Raw genomic sequence first — 14413 nt, forward strand, 5'->3', positions numbered from 1 at the left:
CACCTGGAAGTGACGGCTTTTTGTTATCAGTGAACGAGCATTTCACCTGCCCATGGCGGGACAGGCTTCACGCCTTCACCTCAACGTTATCCAACGCCTGATTCACCGCCAACTCCCCCAACATCACCACCTGCGCAATGCCCAGCGCGGTTTTGCGGTGCGAGGGGTCGAGTGCTGCGGCGAAGTTGTTGAGCATTTCCGAGGCGGAACTCAGCGTTTCACTGGCATTGGCCAATAGAGATTCGGAGTCGTACTTCGGATTGGCGAGGTACATGCGCTCGGGTTCGTTGACGCTGGCCATGATGTGGCCGGCGGGAAGGAGGTAGTGATCGAGGGCGCGTTCGGCGGCTTCGTGGAGTTTTTTGGAGTTGAGGGATTCGTAGGGGGATGCGGGATCGGTTTCTGGTGGATTCGGTGTTGGTTTGAACATGGTGTAACTCCTGACGGATTAACGAAAAGGAGCCATCACTCTCGCTACCAAACGAAGGGTGGAGGCCATACGCAGGTTGGTAGACCGGTCGTCAGGAACCCCGGCGCATCCGAAGACGCCCCGCGCATGACCACCATAAAACGAAGACGAGAAACGTCGTCGCAAGACAGTAGTCTTGTGCTTCTGACGGAGACGGGCTACCAAACCCGATCACTGGTTTTCAGTGACGTAGGGACGATAGAACCTGCGGGCTAGAGGCACAAGCCGGGGGATTCTGTCTTAGGTGTAGGGGGAGGCGCAAGGGAGTGTAGGCTTAGGACTGCAGCAACAGGTTTCATTTAAACAGGCACGGTTTTTTCTGTTGAAAGGGCTCTACGAGCACGCTAAATGATCCAAATATTGTCACCAATGCAGAGAGCACATCGTTCTTCTTGAAGCACTGTCCGTCGCCCCGATGATGGATTGGGCGTAGTACGCGGTTTGCACCCCGGCCAGCCTGGCTTGTCCTCAAATACACAATGCTTCGTAGCAATTTCTAAGCATGCAGCAATTACCACCCACACAGGGCACTGCCAGTACTATGCTTTCCTTTTTCGAAAGGAGTCGAGCCATGTCCGACGAATATTCGTTAGCGGATGTGCTGGAGAGGATGTATCAGAATCAGCTCGGTCTAGAAGCAGCCTTGATGGAGCTTACGCTTCGTGCCGAACAGCAAGGCCAGGCCGAGGTTGGGGACAACGTTCGGGGTGCTTTGTGGATGATTGGCGAGAACGCTGGACACATTAAACAGGGCCTGGCAAAACTTCGAAGCAAAAACCTCTGAAAGACCACACCCCGATTGTGCTGGAATATTTCGGTTTTTAAGACCCAAACACATGTACTTATGGGGGTTCAGCGTATATCACAGCCACATGCACAAACGCATCCTCGGCATTGAGCGGCATGGATTGGCGTACGGTTTGCCCCATTTTTGCCCCATGAATACGATCGCCTTCGCTTAATGTCTTACTGTAGAAGGATCTCCCAAGACAAAGATATTCGTTTACACCACGAACCAGGGACTCAGCCTCTCAGTTCAGCAACTCTACCTCTTCGGCAGGAAGATCTGCGTTTTGCGCATCATGGTAACGGCGAAGCTGCTTGACAACTTTAGGCTATTCATCATACAGGAAAAGCTGCAGCGTTTACACATTCCACTTTTTCTGTGACGGAAGCATCGTATATTCTAGGTCTGTCCGAGTGACAGAACTTTTCTGTGTGGCACAATGAGAACTTGCACTCCAACCTATAAAATATAATCTTTTTGGAAATTAAAAGAATTCAGATGAATATAGTAGAGAGAATTGCCGCAATAGATAAAAAATTTGCCTGGTCTTTCCTTGGCTTTATTTTAGCCATACTTTTTGGCGGACTCACGCTATACAATGAATTTATAAAGGTGCGAGACCCACAATTAACCGTGGAAGTACTGAGCAGCGCGAACGTTCTTGACCTGAAGGAAAATGTTCCAGAGCTCAATATTTTGTACGGGGACGTTAATATAAAAAGTGTCGCGAAAGATTTATCCGTCATAACGATAAAAGTGAAAAACATCGGAGGAGTTTCAGTCCTTGGAAACAATTACGACTCAATATCACCATTTGTCATTATTCTTTCAGCAGGAGAACTGTTGAAGATTGAAACAATCGGCGCGTCAAATAATTATCTGGAACAGTTTGCTTTGGGTACGAAAGCTTCTGAATCGAGCATTTTGATGCCAAAAGTAATGATTGAGCCAGGCGAAAGTTACAATTTAAAATTATTGGTTATCCATGATGCACGTTCTACTCCTAAAATTTCAACTGGGGGCAAGGTAGGCGGAATGCTGACGATACCAGTTACCTCCACTGAATTGGAAGGACAAACTAACTCTTTCTTCGCAAAGGCCTTTTCAGGCTCCCCAACGATCCAAGCGACTAGAAGCCTTATATACTTCTTTTTCTTTATCGCATTGATTTTAGCCATAGCTCTTCCGATAGCTGGACTTCTCAGCATCGTAGAAAAAGCACGCAGAAAAAGAAATGTCAGACTTTTTAAAGTATATAATGGGAACAAAACACCTCAAGAATGTGAGATTTTTTTCGATTGTTATATCGTCAACGGAATTTCATCATTGAGGATGATTTCTTCCACCTTAATTAACCCTGGCGAGCTGGACACTGCATTGATGGCCGGCAAACTGAACGTTAATCTCCCTCTTGAAAAATTCAGCCATTCAATTGAAGTGTATTTAATGCTTAACAAACAAAGCATTTTGGTGACCCAAGTCGTGACTCATTCAAAAATGGTGTGGAGAGACGAGAGCGGCGCCGTTGTTATCGACCCTAAAAAGCAGAAGTTGCTTAGTGAATTCATCGAGTACGAAAAAATAAAAAATAGTTAAGAGGCGATTTGTGGCAGCACCACTCTTAACCCTTTTAAATAAATAGACTTGCTGATTCCCTCCTATAATCAGGGGGGAAATCAGGCTCTCGTTATCCGGCAACGATCTCCTGCAGGTCCTAGGCTCGTGGTCTACATGCAACGTACCCGTTTCAGGTAGTGATGAGCGTAATACATCCCTCCCCGACACCCGAGATCCATCGCTGATGAACTGCGCCCCATTTGCCTAGTTGATTCAGACTCGCAATCCCCCCTACCAACCACTTAACTCTCCTGCCGCGCCTCATAACTTCGATGATGGATTGGGCATAGCCCTCGACGCCGCCCCCCCGACCGTACTGGATAGTGCTAGATCGAGAGTGAAAGCGGATGCAAAAAAAAGGCCCCTCACGGAGCCTTCTTTACTTTAACTGTCACTTCGGCCGAAGCAAAGAATGAAGACGCTTGACAATCATGACAATCGTTAGCAACAGGTTCAACGTGATAAAAACACTTATTGGTGTGAAGACCAGCTTAGACAAAATCACTGATACAGACGTTGATGTTGCCTTAGGATCAGCAAAACTATCCGCCATCGAAAAAGCAAAACAGGTAGCAATAAGAACCAAAGAGGAAAGAATGCAAAAACTTATATTATAATACAGCTCATCAAGAAGCTTCTTCTTTGCATTATAAAATGCATCAACAGGGCGTTTCAACTCAATGTCACGTTGATATTTATCATCAAGCTTACTCTCTTGATCATAAACTAGAACCAGAACGGAAAGTAAAAGCGCGGTAAAAATTGCCCCAAAGTTTACCAAAAGAGAGGAAACATCTTTATTTAAGGAAAACCCAATCATGGCGCTAGCAGTACTAAAAGCAACAGGAACAAAACAAAATGTTAAAAAGTCGAACCACGACCAACCACCATCAACCTTCGACAAGGTGCCAAGGTGGCCATACACAATATCCTTAATATTAACTTTGCTGCTCATATTTTTATACCCATCCCAGGATACATAGTCGAAAGAAACTCATTCATAATATTCTTACACCATGCATCAAATTCTTTCATATCAGGATTGCCGGCAGTAACTGTAACTTCACTTTCATCGACATCAACCTCACAGACTTGACTATTTTGACTGCTCCCGAGTCGAAAGGTTCGTTTCCTACCATTCATCTCCACCACGGTCTTCACCTCGGCACAGAGCGGTGCAAGAATTTCCACGGTGGCGTTCTGCTCAGTGCCCGGTGTCAAATAATCAACAAGTGTTCCGAGATTGTTGCTTCGTGACGCTTTGATAATATAAACGTGTTCAGCTTCGTCATGGCCCATTTTTTTAATTTGATCTTCGATGGTATTCATGCCGCTAAAGCGAACCAACTTGATCTCTTTGGTCGTTGCCTTCTTCCACTCTTCAAAAGCTTTTTCATACGAGAGGGGATTCATTTGCAGCACCCTACTAGTTACTCGCGTAAACTCTTCCCGCAGCAGATCATAGACTAACGTTTTGACCCCGACATTTTTTTGGTTATGTAACAGAACTACACCTTCGTTAAGTTCGACCGGAACAAAAAACCTTACATAATGATTTATGACTTCAGCATTTTCCTCTAAACGCTTAAAGTCGATTTTACCGGTCTTGATATTAACTATATCGGTCCTAGACCCGTAACTTCCAGCCCTTACAACACCTCGAATCACCCTCTTCGCATCATCAAACTTGAAACTGGCGAACGCATATATTTGCTGGGTAGTTTGAATTACGTGGTAGCCAGTACCTTTTGCTTTAATGAACGCCTTGAAAATATCATACATATCGAACTGGCCAATTGCACCGAGAGGCGAATAGGAGTCTTCAACTTTTTTTCCTTTCAGGAGAGGGTTAAAACAGCGAATTGTGTATGGCGAAATGGTATTCAATTGTGCCCCAGCCCTATACTTATTTAATATACCTTCCTTGGTCTCGCCCTTATTTGGAGCACCTGGAGATCAGGCTTTGAGCCAAGCCCCCACCACTTGGTGGGGGGTTTTAGCCAGCACCAGCTAGCCGTTGTGCATCACGCACGTGCCATTGCGCTCCCCAGCGCGAGTACAGAGTTACCCGTCAATGCCTCGGATGGACCGAGAGGTACTGAACTATAAGGACCCCAAGGCATTCCCGCCACTGTGGCCACGATGCAAGCGACCTCACCAAGCTGCGGGCGCGCAGGTGATGGTCAAAAACGAAGCTAGCTCCATGGTTTCTGACAGCCCAACTGGTTGGCAGCATTGATGAATTGGGTGTAGTCGCCCCTTTGCCCTCCGTTCTGCCTAGCTAATCCCGCGAAGGCCCATTTCTTTGTAGCAATTTTCTAGCATGCAGAAAGTGCAGGTGATAATGTGCAATGGCGCGACCCGGCTTCGCTCGCTTGGGACTAGGATCATGCAGAATGATCGATAGATCAGCCAAGAATAGACTTCAAGGACGAGAACCATGCCAGATCGCTCAGATTTCAATATCATCGCGGCAGATGCTCTGACTTTGCTCCTGCACAACCAGCATGCACTTGGTGCGGCAATCGAAGAGATCACCCATTGGACTTCAGGGATTGGCGCAGACACAGTTGCCGATAATGCCGTTGCGGCACTGGAAACGCTTGATCGAAATGCGCAAGCGATCACTGACGCGATCATGCGACTTAGGCAGTTGAGTGCCCCTCGATAGATAGAATGCCGTTTGTGTTCAATAGCAAGGTGCGGAGCCTTTTATGTGAATATGGAGATTCCTCCAGGTAATGGCCTACCATACCTGACCTCGCAGCCCTTTCGATCTATTGTTGCTGCTGAATTTTCGATAGGATTCGAACCCGACCATGGTTAACCGTAATCCGTCCAAGGCGGAAAATGTCAAAAAAACGCTGCGCCCGACGACCCTGGTATCGGCTTCCCAAGCTGATAACGAGGGTTCGACTCCCTTCACCCACGCCACTAATTTCAAGGCCTCCAGACGATCCCATTTTTACGAGGCGTCTGCTGAGGTGTCTGTTTCAAGATCCCCGCGATCTTTGCACGACTGTTTCTGCACTTGCTCATAAGCTACTCCGTAAGAGAGTATGCGCACATATAAGTGAGCCTCGACTATGAGAGAATCTGAATTCAGCCACGCCGAATCCAATTGGATTGATAACCGGTTGATGAGTCCCCAATTACAATTCGGTCACAAGGCCAACCTCCCATAAGACGACAAAATGGCAGACAAAAACTACAGCAAGACTGTTGAATCAGGGCAGCGCCTGAAGGTCAAAAGCGCTTTGAATCCTGTGCTTTGGATGTGCGGTTTAATTTCTGCTCCAACTTTTGGTTATGGAGCTTTAAACCCGAACTTGCCAACTTGGCTTATTATAATCGGTTCCGCACCAGTGATTGTTGCACTCTACTCCTATATATTTTTTATGCATCGCGACCCCGACCGCTTGCAGTCTGAAGAGTTCCAAATACAAAAGCGCACTATTGAACTAGCTCAACAGAAGGGCGAACCACCTTCAGACCCTCGAAACCTGGAAATTGCAAGTAACCCAGTTCAAGATTGTATTAAGCATGACGCAGGACAGAATCAAAAATGATTAAATTATATATGTTCATTTACAACGACGAAGTTGGCACTGCATCACAGATAACAAAAATACTCGACAATATGCCCTCAGTCATTACATGGCGATATGACATGCCGCACATTATCTACGTCACATCATATTATGACGCACATGTACTTTCAAGCCAGTTCGAATCAAAGTTTAAGGCTAACGGAAGATTTATGTTCATTGAAGTAACAGCCAACGCACAGGGGCGCATGCTTAACGACACTTGGTTCTTGATAAACAACAAATATAACTGCGAACCAACCGGAAAGTGAATATTGCGCCAACATTAATTACATACTTTAAGCAAGCATGAAAAAACAAGCTTCAATTAGCCACCATATAATCATACCCCTTAAACTTCTGTTATCATCCGAAGCCTCTAAAATTCAAAAAGTGGCCTCTCAGCTCTACACCCGGGTCGTGCTGGAGGCTATGTCATCGAACTTCACACCATTTACGAGTGAAATAAAAGATCACATATTTTCGGGTTTCATACCTGCCGTCAAATCAGCGCCAGTGAGCATTCCTACCAAGAAAGTGCAGGCGTTCATTATCTGCATTTAACTCCCCACAATTGATCCAATTTCGTTGTATAGCTTTGACTCATCATTTTCTGCCGCATACCCCAATCTGGATTGGTCGGCACGCTAGCGGAACGGAGTGTTCCCCTCCCCCATCGTCTATTGATTTCGTCAAGCACTGCCATCACCCTTGTCGCCTCAGTAGGCTGAAAAGTGGCGAAGAGATCGTCCGTGTACTGACCTGGCTGACATAGACTCAGCAGCATTACTTCCGCTTTGCTATAACTGAAGCCGGGACGGAACACACGTTCAAGCGCGTCGATTGCTGCCTTCGTCAGGAGCCGAACGTCATCCGTTGGGTAAGGCAGATCCACCACGACACCACTCGCATATTTAGCCTCATCGGGATTGAACATTCCGGTGCGGATGCCGACCCGAATCTTCTTGCACAGCGACTTTTGTGCCCGGAGTTTTTCCGATGCCCGCATCATGTAAGTCGCCACGGCCTCCCTGATCGGCCGCAGTTCCAGCAGCCGTTTGCCGAACATCCGGCTGCAACAGATCTCCTGTTTTGGCGGATTCGGCTCGTCCAGTTCCAAGCAGGAAGTACCGGCGAGCTCACGGGCAGTCTTCTCGATCACGACACTGAAGTTTTTGCGAAGCGACCAAGCATCAGCCTTAGCCAAGTCCATGGCGGTCTTGATCCCCATGCCATCGAGGTGCAATTTCATGCGCCGCCCTACTCCCCACACTTCCGCTACGTCCGTATTACGCAGCACCCAGTCGCGCTTGATTGGGTCGCAGATATTCACAACACCACCGGTTTGCGCCTGCAGGCGTTTGGCGGTGTGGTTGGCCAGCTTGGCCAAGGTTTTGGTGTGCGCGATACCTACACCGACAGGTATGCCCGTGCAGCGGAGTACCTGGCTGCGGATCTTGCGGCCGAGGCCGTCCAAGTCATTGATACCGGTGAGGTCGGCGAAGGCTTCGTCGATGCTGTACACCTCAACGGCCGGTACCATCGACTCGATCAGGGTCATGACGCGTTCGCTCATGTCGCCGTACAACGCGTAGTTCGAGGAGAACGGGACGATGCCGTGCTGCTTGAGCTTGTTTTTGATCTGAAAGTACGGCTCGCCCATTTTCACGTAGGGCTTGGCATCGTAGCTGCGGGCGATGACGCAGCCGTCGTTGTTCGAAAGCACCACGATGGGCACCTTGGCAAGGTCAGGGCGAAACACGCGTTCGCAACTGGCGTAAAAGCTGTTGCAATCGATTAGGCCGAACACCGGCATTCCTTTAGACATGGCTGCGCACGCTGCCGATGATTACACCCCAGATGGCCAGCTCATCCCCTTCCAGCACATAGCGTGGTGGATACTTGGGGTTCTCCGACAAAAGGATCACATCCTTTCCGCGGATGCATAGTCGTTTGCACAGCGGATCGTTGTTCAGCAGCGCCACGACGATGTGACCATGAGTCGGCTCCAGCGAACGATCTACGACCGCCAGGTCCCCGTCAAAGATGCCCGCTCCCTGCATGCTTTCCCCGGTAATTTTCACCAGGTAGACATGCGGGGCGCGGATGTTCAGCACCTCATCCAGGGAGATGTGTGCCTCAATGTGATCCGCCGCCGGCGAAGGAAAACCAGCCGGCACTTGGAACAGACATAGAGGCAGTTTCCGGCCGACCTCTGCAATACGGCCTAAAATTGAATAGCTCATGACGCACCACTTCCGACACTGTACGAATGTACAGTTAACTTTCAGAAGCGCCTGCGGTCAATTTTTGCAGGAGATATCAGATAGGCGGGCGAGCTATGTGCGGACGACTTTCACAATACAATGGCATCCACGACTTTGTGGCCGCTCTGAGCATGCCCAACGCGCTGGTCAATCACACCGGCGACCAACCCTTCGAGCGTTACAACGCAGCTCCCACCACCCAGCTGGCGATTTTCCATCAGGAAGGTCAGTACCTGCACGCCGACATGGTACGTTGGGGATAGCGTCCACACTGGGCAAAGGATCGCGCTGCACCTATCAACGATCGGGTAGAGAAAGTCGCGCATGGCCCCTTCTTCCGGGCAATCTGGCCGCACCGGGCGATCATTGAGATTAACAATTGGTTTGAATGGGTGAATGAAGGCGGACCCAAGAAGCAGCCCTACTTGATTCGCAGGCGAGACCGGGCGCCGATTCTCTGCGCCGCGATTGGGCAGTATCCCAATGCAGAACATCTACCTGGCGAACACGACGGCTTTGTAATCATTACCGCTGACAGTGCTGGGGGCATGGTGGATCTTCACGACCGCCGTTCAGTGACGTTTTCGCCTGAATTCGCTAAGGAATGGTTAGACCCGGCCACGCCTAAGGACCGCGCCGAGCTACTGGTGTTACAACAAGGCGAACCCTCAGAAGCTTTCGAATGGTTCAAGGTCGAACGAGCCATTGGCAATGTGCGCAATCAAGGGAGGGACTTGCTAAACCCTAAAGAGGGCTAGGGCTAAATAGTTGATTTTCGAGCGATGTCGGCGAACTAAAACACCTTTTATTTCTTTATTTCTTTATTTCGTCATTTCGCTAATTCGTTAATTCGCTAATTCGTTAATTCGTTAATTCGTTAATTCATTAATTCGTTAATTCGTTAATCCACCATTGAATAAATATCCTTCGGATATCCTTCCGATATCCTTTGCATATTCTGAGTTGCAAAAGCCGCAGTGCAAGCTTGAAGATATCACGACCCTATACACTCATTGCCCTGGTCCCCGCCCGCCATATACACCCATTGCCCTAATCCCCACCCGCCATATACACCCATTGCCCTAATCCCCGCACGCCATATACACCCTTAGCCCTAGGACAAAGACGCTGATGCGAACGCATACACACTCACCCCTACTACAACTTCCCCGAAGGGGATTGCGGCAGCAGACGAAATTAATTTTGATCAACCATTGACGAATACCGCGATAAACAATTAGTTTAAAAAAACAGATCGACCTACCTCCTTTCCGCTACCGCGCCAATAAGCGCGGCATGTTTCTTTGCGAGAATAAAAAATGAATGTGCTGATTCTTCTGATGGCGACTGTCGAGTTTCTTATCAAACTCACCGAGCTTTTGCAGCTGTGGGGCATCGGATGTCCTGGTTACGCACCATGGTGATCAAAACAATCCGCCCAACGCTATCGGCTCCCAATTCATGATCACCAGCTCGCCACTGATTTCGGCCTTCCCCTGCCGCTGGTTGGTAGTGGTGTAGCGAATGTCCAAAGTCTCGAAGTGAAAGCCCTCGAACACACGGCGAATATCCGGATGGTCATTGATGCTGACCATCACTTTGCCTTTGCAGCGACGCATGAAATCCGCCATCCGTTCATAGTTCTCGAACGGAAAGTCCACGCCATAGCCGGCGGTCTGCCAATAAGGCGGATCCATGTAGTGGAAGGTGTGGGCACGGTCGTAGCGTTCCGCGCATTCAAGCCAAGGGAGATTTTCGACGTAGGTGCCGGACAGGCGCTGCCACGCGGCCGAGAGATTTTCCTCGATACGCAGCAGGTTGATGGCCGGTGCGGTGGTCGCCGTGCCGAACGTCTGACCGGAGACCTTGCCGGCAAAGGCATGGTGCTGCAGATAGAAGAATCGGGCGGCGCGCTGGATGTCGGTGAGAGTTTCGGGGCGGGTCATTTTCTGCCATTCGAACACTTGCCGCGAGCTGAGCGCCCATTTGAATTGGCGCACAAATTCTTCAAGGTGGTTCTGCACGACGCGGTAAAGCGTGACCAGGTCGCCGTTGATGTCGTTCAGGACTTCGACCGGCGATGGCTGGGGCTTCATGAAGTAAAGCGCGGCACCGCCGGCAAAGACTTCAACGTAGCATTCGTGTGGCGGAAAAAACGGAATGAGGCGGTCGGCTAGGCGGCGTTTGCCGCCCATCCAAGGGATGATGGGTGTGGACATAAAAGCAAGACCTTTACTGTATGGATAAACAGGTGCTAGGCTCGCCGCGCTTTGTGCACGGAGCAAGAGCCTTGGCTGGACTTGCAGGGACCATCTGCAGGGACGGCGGTCGATCCGGATGTTGACGCATCTGGACCGGCCGCTCTTTTCACTTCGGTGTTGAGACTTCTTTGGCGTATGCCTGACAGGCCGCGAGGGCAATCAGCCCCCGGTCGCCGTCATCGGTGACGCCGACAATTCGTTGAGCATGCGCTGGGTCAAGTTCGGCTTTTGTGGTGCCATGAACCATGCCGCCGGTGGCGGTGGTGGCTGACACCGATCCGTTGCCGGCGGTGGCGTCGAGTAGGACTGACAGGCGCAGATCAGCAGTGGCAAGGCGGTCGCGCAGGCGACCTTGATCACGTTGGGCATCACTCAAGGCTCGGTAATGGGTTTGTTCGCTGGTAGCCAGGCGCTGCTCGAGCGCAAAGCGTTTTTCCTGTTCGGCACGCTGCTGCGCGGCAGAAGCCAGATTCAGTTGGTTGAGGGTTTCGGTGTGGAGTCGGCCCTGCTCTCCGAGCTGTTTGCCGTAGCGCCAATCCTGGACTCGCCAAGTAACGGCAGCGGAACCACCGACCAAGACGACCAGCAGCACTCCTTTTGCCAGCAGCCGATACGGGGCCGGGATCAGTTCGCCGAGACGCATAGCACCGCCCTCGCCCGCCCCCACAACTCCAGCCGATCCTGCAGGCCATTGAGGCCGCCGTTGATCCTGCGGGTGATCGTGTTGAATTCATTTTGATCGGCCAGCGCATTCAGCCCATTAATGGACCAAAACCACGCAGCCGACTCGGCGGCCCACTGCGGCAGTTCCAGCAGTTCAGGCGTGCGCAGCAATCGCTCGTCGTCGAACAGCGCCAGGCTGCAGCGCAAGTAGTTGTCGTGGCCAGTGACTTGGATCAGGCCGCGACCGCGATAGCGCTGGCCATCACCATCCGCTGCCGGCGTGTTGCCCAGTTTTGCAGCCAGGTTGCCGGTGTCATATTTGCTTAGATATTGATCGCCACCCAACTCCCGGACGTACTTCAGCTGGCCCGACTCGTGACCGACTTGGGCCAGGAACGCGGCTTGGCGTTTCGGCGTGTTGATCTGCCGATGGGCCATGGCTGCGTTGAGGGCGGATACAAAAACGCCCGCTTGGCGGCGGGCGTTGGGCATGATGCTTTGCAGTTGTTGCTCCGTAATTGACATACAAACTCCAGACATGAAAAAGCCGCTCAAGGCGGCGAATGGGTGGGGCTGATGGCGTTATGCAAGGTTGACGATCTTGACCGGCTTGGCCGGCTTTTTCCCTTTCTTGCCCTTGGCGTTGGCCTTGCCCTTCTTGCCGCCGTTACATTCAACGGTGGTCGACCAGCCGGATTGGGTGTACGTCTGCTGCACCGACTCGGCAAGAAACTCGCCATCAAGCCCAACCTTGAAGCCCTGGGCGATGATCAGGCATTCCGCAAACAGATCAGTACGCCCTTCCATTTCGAGGCGCACGCCGGCGGTGGAGCGGTTGAACGCCGCCAAACGCGCCCGTGCCGCTGCCTGGGCGGCGGTCTTGTTCGGGTAGATATGCCGATCGGTATGCACCGCCGGCAGCCCGGCCGGGGCGTCGTCGTTTTCCAGCGACACCACAGCCAGCTCACCGGTCTTTTTGTCTTGATGCTTGGCCCCGACCGCCTTGTGCGAATCGCGATCCTCAAAGTTGAATTGCCAGCGGCTGACGTCGCTTTTGTTGATCACGATCGGCGGCAGCGCCTTGCCGCTTGCGCTCTGCCCGCCTTGACGCGGCATGACCAACAACTTGCCGTCGGCAACCTTCGCCGTGCAGTCGTATTGCTTAGCCAGGCGCGTGACGAAATTGAAGTCCGATTCGTTGAGCTGATCGGCCCGCGCGACCTTCGTGCCGACCGGACACGCCGGCGACCAGCCGTTGCGCGCGGCGATATCGCCAACGATCGTCGACAGCGGCACGTCCTCCCAGCTCCCGCTGCGCACGGTCTTGCCACTGCCACGCATGTCGCTGGCCTTGCCCTTGATCACAATCGTATCGGGCGGGCCGGACACCGCGACCCCGTCGACCACATAGCGGCCTAGCCGGACCAGCGACGTCTCCTGATAGCCCAGATAGATCTCGATGCCCACGCCTTTGCGCGGCAACGTCACCAGCCCGTCCCGATCGTCAATGCGCAGTTCGAATTCGTCGGACTCCATTCCGGTCTTGTCGGTAACACTCAATTGAATCAGCCGATCATTCAACAGGGCCGTGATGTCGGTCCCGTCGACCACAATACGAAAGCGCGGCGTCATGAATTTTTCCCAAAAAAAAGCCCCGCACAGGACGGGGCAAGCAAGCAAAGAGCGTTACGCGTAACGCGAGGATCCGCCGGCGAGGACTTCGGACGGGGTCAGTTCCACAAGGTAATCGCCTCGGTCACCGGCTGCGGCAGATCCGGCAACACGATCACCACGCCGGCGCGGTAGGGTTGATCTTCATCGGCCAGCCCCTGATTGGCATCAAGCACCGCCTCGACGCAGCCATCCAGATGCCCGTAATAGTTGTGACAGATGGTATCGAGCAGATCCCCGTCAGACGTCCTGCATGTCGTCGCCATAGCGCACAAACTCCAAAGTAAAGGCCTGCTTGCGCGGGATACCGCCCTGCATCAGCGCGCTTTGTTCTTCATCGACGTTCTCAAGGCACCACGTCCCCAGCACGTCGCCATAACCGGTGGTCATGGTCAGCGGCTGAAGCTTCCCGCCCATCGTGCGCAGGGTGTCGAGTTGTTTTAACCCGCCTTTCAGACCCGGCAGGATCACGCCCTTGAGGGTGATCTTCTCGTCACCGATGCCCACGCCCTGCTGCGCCGGGCGCCGCGATAGGCGCTCCTGCGAGGCCCAGCGGAATTTGGTCGACCGGCGCAGCTCGTCAAACGCCGCCGTGTCCAGGTTGAAGAAATACGGCTGCGCCTTGGGATCTTGCGGCTGGATGATCAGCAGGTGCGGGAACGGCTTCACCGCTTCCGGCGCCGGCGTCTGATCCGTGGCAAAGGTGCCGGTGGGCACGATGTTGGCCAATGCCGGGCTGATCTTGCCGGCGATCTTGTTGATGGCCGTGGCGGCCTTGCCGGCCTGTTCCTTCAGCACGCCCAAACGTTCCTCCACCTGGGCGACCGCGCGGGTGGCCGTGCCGTACATGGCCACCACCCGCCCGACTTGCGCCTGCGCGGCGTTTATCCCGCGCATCGCCCGCTGAAGCTTTTCCCCGATCGCCGGCCCGACAAAGGGCAGGCTTTCCAGCTCGGACGCGGCGCCGGTGATTTCGCCGATCGCGCCATTCACCGGTGACAGCATTCCGTCCAGACTGCGGCGGCCGGTTTCGCCTGCCGTGGCCAGATATTTCAACCCCGACTGCAACTGCCCCAATGCTTCCATGTGCC

At 52.2% G+C, this 14413-nt stretch carries 15 protein-coding genes and 1 pseudogene; 5 read left to right on the plus strand and 11 right to left on the minus strand.

What is annotated here, in order from left to right; translation table 11 throughout:
- Window positions 1–67 precede the first annotated feature (67 nt).
- Window positions 68–430, minus strand: a complete 363-nt coding sequence (locus CQ009_RS05260; RefSeq protein WP_105705090.1) for a DUF6124 family protein — start codon at window positions 428–430, stop codon at window positions 68–70.
- Between the two features lie 610 nt (window positions 431–1040).
- On the opposite strand from CQ009_RS05260, the gene CQ009_RS05265 reads away from it, so the two are divergent.
- Both CQ009_RS05265 and CQ009_RS05270 read left to right on the plus strand, forming a co-directional pair.
- Window positions 1041–1253 (plus strand): hypothetical protein, encoded by a 213-nt coding sequence (locus tag CQ009_RS05265; protein WP_105705091.1) that lies wholly within the window; start codon window positions 1041–1043, stop codon window positions 1251–1253.
- Window positions 1254–1754: 501 nt separating this feature from the next.
- Window positions 1755–2852: a hypothetical protein gene (locus CQ009_RS05270; protein ID WP_105705092.1), complete on the plus strand. Its 1098-nt coding sequence runs from the start codon at window positions 1755–1757 to the stop codon at window positions 2850–2852.
- 412 nt (window positions 2853–3264) lie between these two features.
- Here CQ009_RS05270 and CQ009_RS05275 read toward each other — a convergent pair whose 3' ends face one another.
- Together CQ009_RS05275 and CQ009_RS05280 are read right to left on the minus strand one after the other, a co-directional pair.
- Window positions 3265–3828, minus strand: a complete 564-nt coding sequence (locus CQ009_RS05275; RefSeq protein WP_105705093.1) for a hypothetical protein — start codon at window positions 3826–3828, stop codon at window positions 3265–3267.
- Window positions 3825–4760, minus strand: coding sequence for a hypothetical protein (locus CQ009_RS05280; protein ID WP_105705094.1), 936 nt, complete (start codon window positions 4758–4760; stop codon window positions 3825–3827). Before CQ009_RS05280 ends, CQ009_RS05275 begins: the two co-directional genes overlap by 4 nt.
- Before the next feature lie 553 nt (window positions 4761–5313).
- Between CQ009_RS05280 and CQ009_RS05285 the strand changes: the two genes are divergently transcribed.
- Both CQ009_RS05285 and CQ009_RS29760 read left to right on the plus strand, forming a co-directional pair.
- A complete protein-coding gene (locus tag CQ009_RS05285; protein ID WP_105705095.1) occupies window positions 5314–5544 on the plus strand; it encodes a hypothetical protein in 231 nt (76 codons plus the stop codon).
- A gap of 523 nt (window positions 5545–6067) precedes the next feature.
- Complete coding sequence (locus CQ009_RS29760; protein WP_146117524.1) at window positions 6068–6442, plus strand: hypothetical protein; 375 nt, start codon at window positions 6068–6070, stop codon at window positions 6440–6442.
- Window positions 6443–7010: 568 nt separating this feature from the next.
- On the opposite strand, the gene umuC is transcribed toward CQ009_RS29760, so the two are convergent.
- Together umuC and CQ009_RS05300 are read right to left on the minus strand one after the other, a co-directional pair.
- Complete coding sequence (gene umuC / locus CQ009_RS05295) at window positions 7011–8288, minus strand: translesion error-prone DNA polymerase V subunit UmuC (protein ID WP_105705097.1); 1278 nt, start codon at window positions 8286–8288, stop codon at window positions 7011–7013.
- The gene (locus tag CQ009_RS05300) at window positions 8281–8706 is read right to left on the minus strand and encodes a LexA family transcriptional regulator (RefSeq protein WP_105705098.1); all 426 of its coding nucleotides are present in this window, start codon (window positions 8704–8706) and stop codon (window positions 8281–8283) included. The genes umuC and CQ009_RS05300 overlap by 8 nt, the downstream gene beginning before the upstream one ends.
- Window positions 8707–8801: 95 nt before the next feature.
- Between CQ009_RS05300 and CQ009_RS05305 the strand changes: the two are divergent.
- Window positions 8802–9485, plus strand: a pseudogene (locus tag CQ009_RS05305) (SOS response-associated peptidase family protein).
- Between the two features lie 666 nt (window positions 9486–10151).
- Here CQ009_RS05305 and CQ009_RS05310 read toward each other — a convergent pair.
- From CQ009_RS05310 to CQ009_RS05335, 6 genes are all read right to left on the minus strand, one after another.
- Window positions 10152–10946, minus strand: a complete 795-nt coding sequence (locus tag CQ009_RS05310; protein ID WP_105705099.1) for a DNA adenine methylase — start codon at window positions 10944–10946, stop codon at window positions 10152–10154.
- Between the two features lie 148 nt (window positions 10947–11094).
- Entirely contained in the window at window positions 11095–11631 is a 537-nt protein-coding gene (locus CQ009_RS05315) for a lysis system i-spanin subunit Rz (protein ID WP_105705100.1), read from the minus strand.
- Window positions 11613–12176 (minus strand): glycoside hydrolase family 19 protein, encoded by a 564-nt coding sequence (locus CQ009_RS05320; RefSeq protein WP_105705101.1) that lies wholly within the window; start codon window positions 12174–12176, stop codon window positions 11613–11615. The genes CQ009_RS05315 and CQ009_RS05320 overlap by 19 nt, the downstream gene beginning before the upstream one ends.
- A 57-nt stretch (window positions 12177–12233) precedes the next feature.
- Entirely contained in the window at window positions 12234–13283 is a 1050-nt protein-coding gene (locus CQ009_RS05325) for a phage late control D family protein (protein ID WP_105705102.1), read from the minus strand.
- Window positions 13284–13381: 98 nt separating this feature from the next.
- Entirely contained in the window at window positions 13382–13588 is a 207-nt protein-coding gene (locus CQ009_RS05330; protein ID WP_064391018.1) for a tail protein X, read from the minus strand.
- Complete coding sequence (locus tag CQ009_RS05335; protein WP_105705103.1) at window positions 13563–14408, minus strand: phage tail protein; 846 nt, start codon at window positions 14406–14408, stop codon at window positions 13563–13565. Before CQ009_RS05335 ends, CQ009_RS05330 begins: the two co-directional genes overlap by 26 nt.
- Window positions 14409–14413: the final 5 nt, after the last annotated feature.

Source organism: Pseudomonas sp. MYb2 (genome assembly GCF_002979955.1).
GTDB lineage: Bacteria > Pseudomonadota > Gammaproteobacteria > Pseudomonadales > Pseudomonadaceae > Aquipseudomonas.

Bases quoted from the DNA above. Each gene is read 5' to 3' on its own strand.
- CQ009_RS05260 (WP_105705090.1), bottom strand. From the start codon at position 430: ATGTTCAAACCAACACCGAATCCACCAGAAACCGATCCCGCATCCCCC.
- CQ009_RS05265 (WP_105705091.1), top strand. From the start codon at position 1,041: ATGTCCGACGAATATTCGTTAGCGGATGTGCTGGAGAGGATGTATCAG.
- CQ009_RS05270 (WP_105705092.1), top strand. From the start codon at position 1,755: ATGAATATAGTAGAGAGAATTGCCGCAATAGATAAAAAATTTGCCTGG.
- CQ009_RS05275 (WP_105705093.1), bottom strand. From the start codon at position 3,828: ATGAGCAGCAAAGTTAATATTAAGGATATTGTGTATGGCCACCTTGGC.
- CQ009_RS05285 (WP_105705095.1), top strand. From the start codon at position 5,314: ATGCCAGATCGCTCAGATTTCAATATCATCGCGGCAGATGCTCTGACT.
- CQ009_RS29760 (WP_146117524.1), top strand. From the start codon at position 6,068: ATGGCAGACAAAAACTACAGCAAGACTGTTGAATCAGGGCAGCGCCTG.
- umuC (WP_105705097.1), bottom strand. From the start codon at position 8,288: ATGTCTAAAGGAATGCCGGTGTTCGGCCTAATCGATTGCAACAGCTTT.
- CQ009_RS05300 (WP_105705098.1), bottom strand. From the start codon at position 8,706: ATGAGCTATTCAATTTTAGGCCGTATTGCAGAGGTCGGCCGGAAACTG.
- CQ009_RS05310 (WP_105705099.1), bottom strand. From the start codon at position 10,946: ATGTCCACACCCATCATCCCTTGGATGGGCGGCAAACGCCGCCTAGCC.
- CQ009_RS05315 (WP_105705100.1), bottom strand. From the start codon at position 11,631: ATGCGTCTCGGCGAACTGATCCCGGCCCCGTATCGGCTGCTGGCAAAA.
- CQ009_RS05320 (WP_105705101.1), bottom strand. From the start codon at position 12,176: ATGTCAATTACGGAGCAACAACTGCAAAGCATCATGCCCAACGCCCGC.
- CQ009_RS05325 (WP_105705102.1), bottom strand. From the start codon at position 13,283: ATGACGCCGCGCTTTCGTATTGTGGTCGACGGGACCGACATCACGGCC.
- CQ009_RS05330 (WP_064391018.1), bottom strand. From the start codon at position 13,588: ATGGCGACGACATGCAGGACGTCTGACGGGGATCTGCTCGATACCATC.
- CQ009_RS05335 (WP_105705103.1), bottom strand. From the start codon at position 14,408: ATGGAAGCATTGGGGCAGTTGCAGTCGGGGTTGAAATATCTGGCCACG.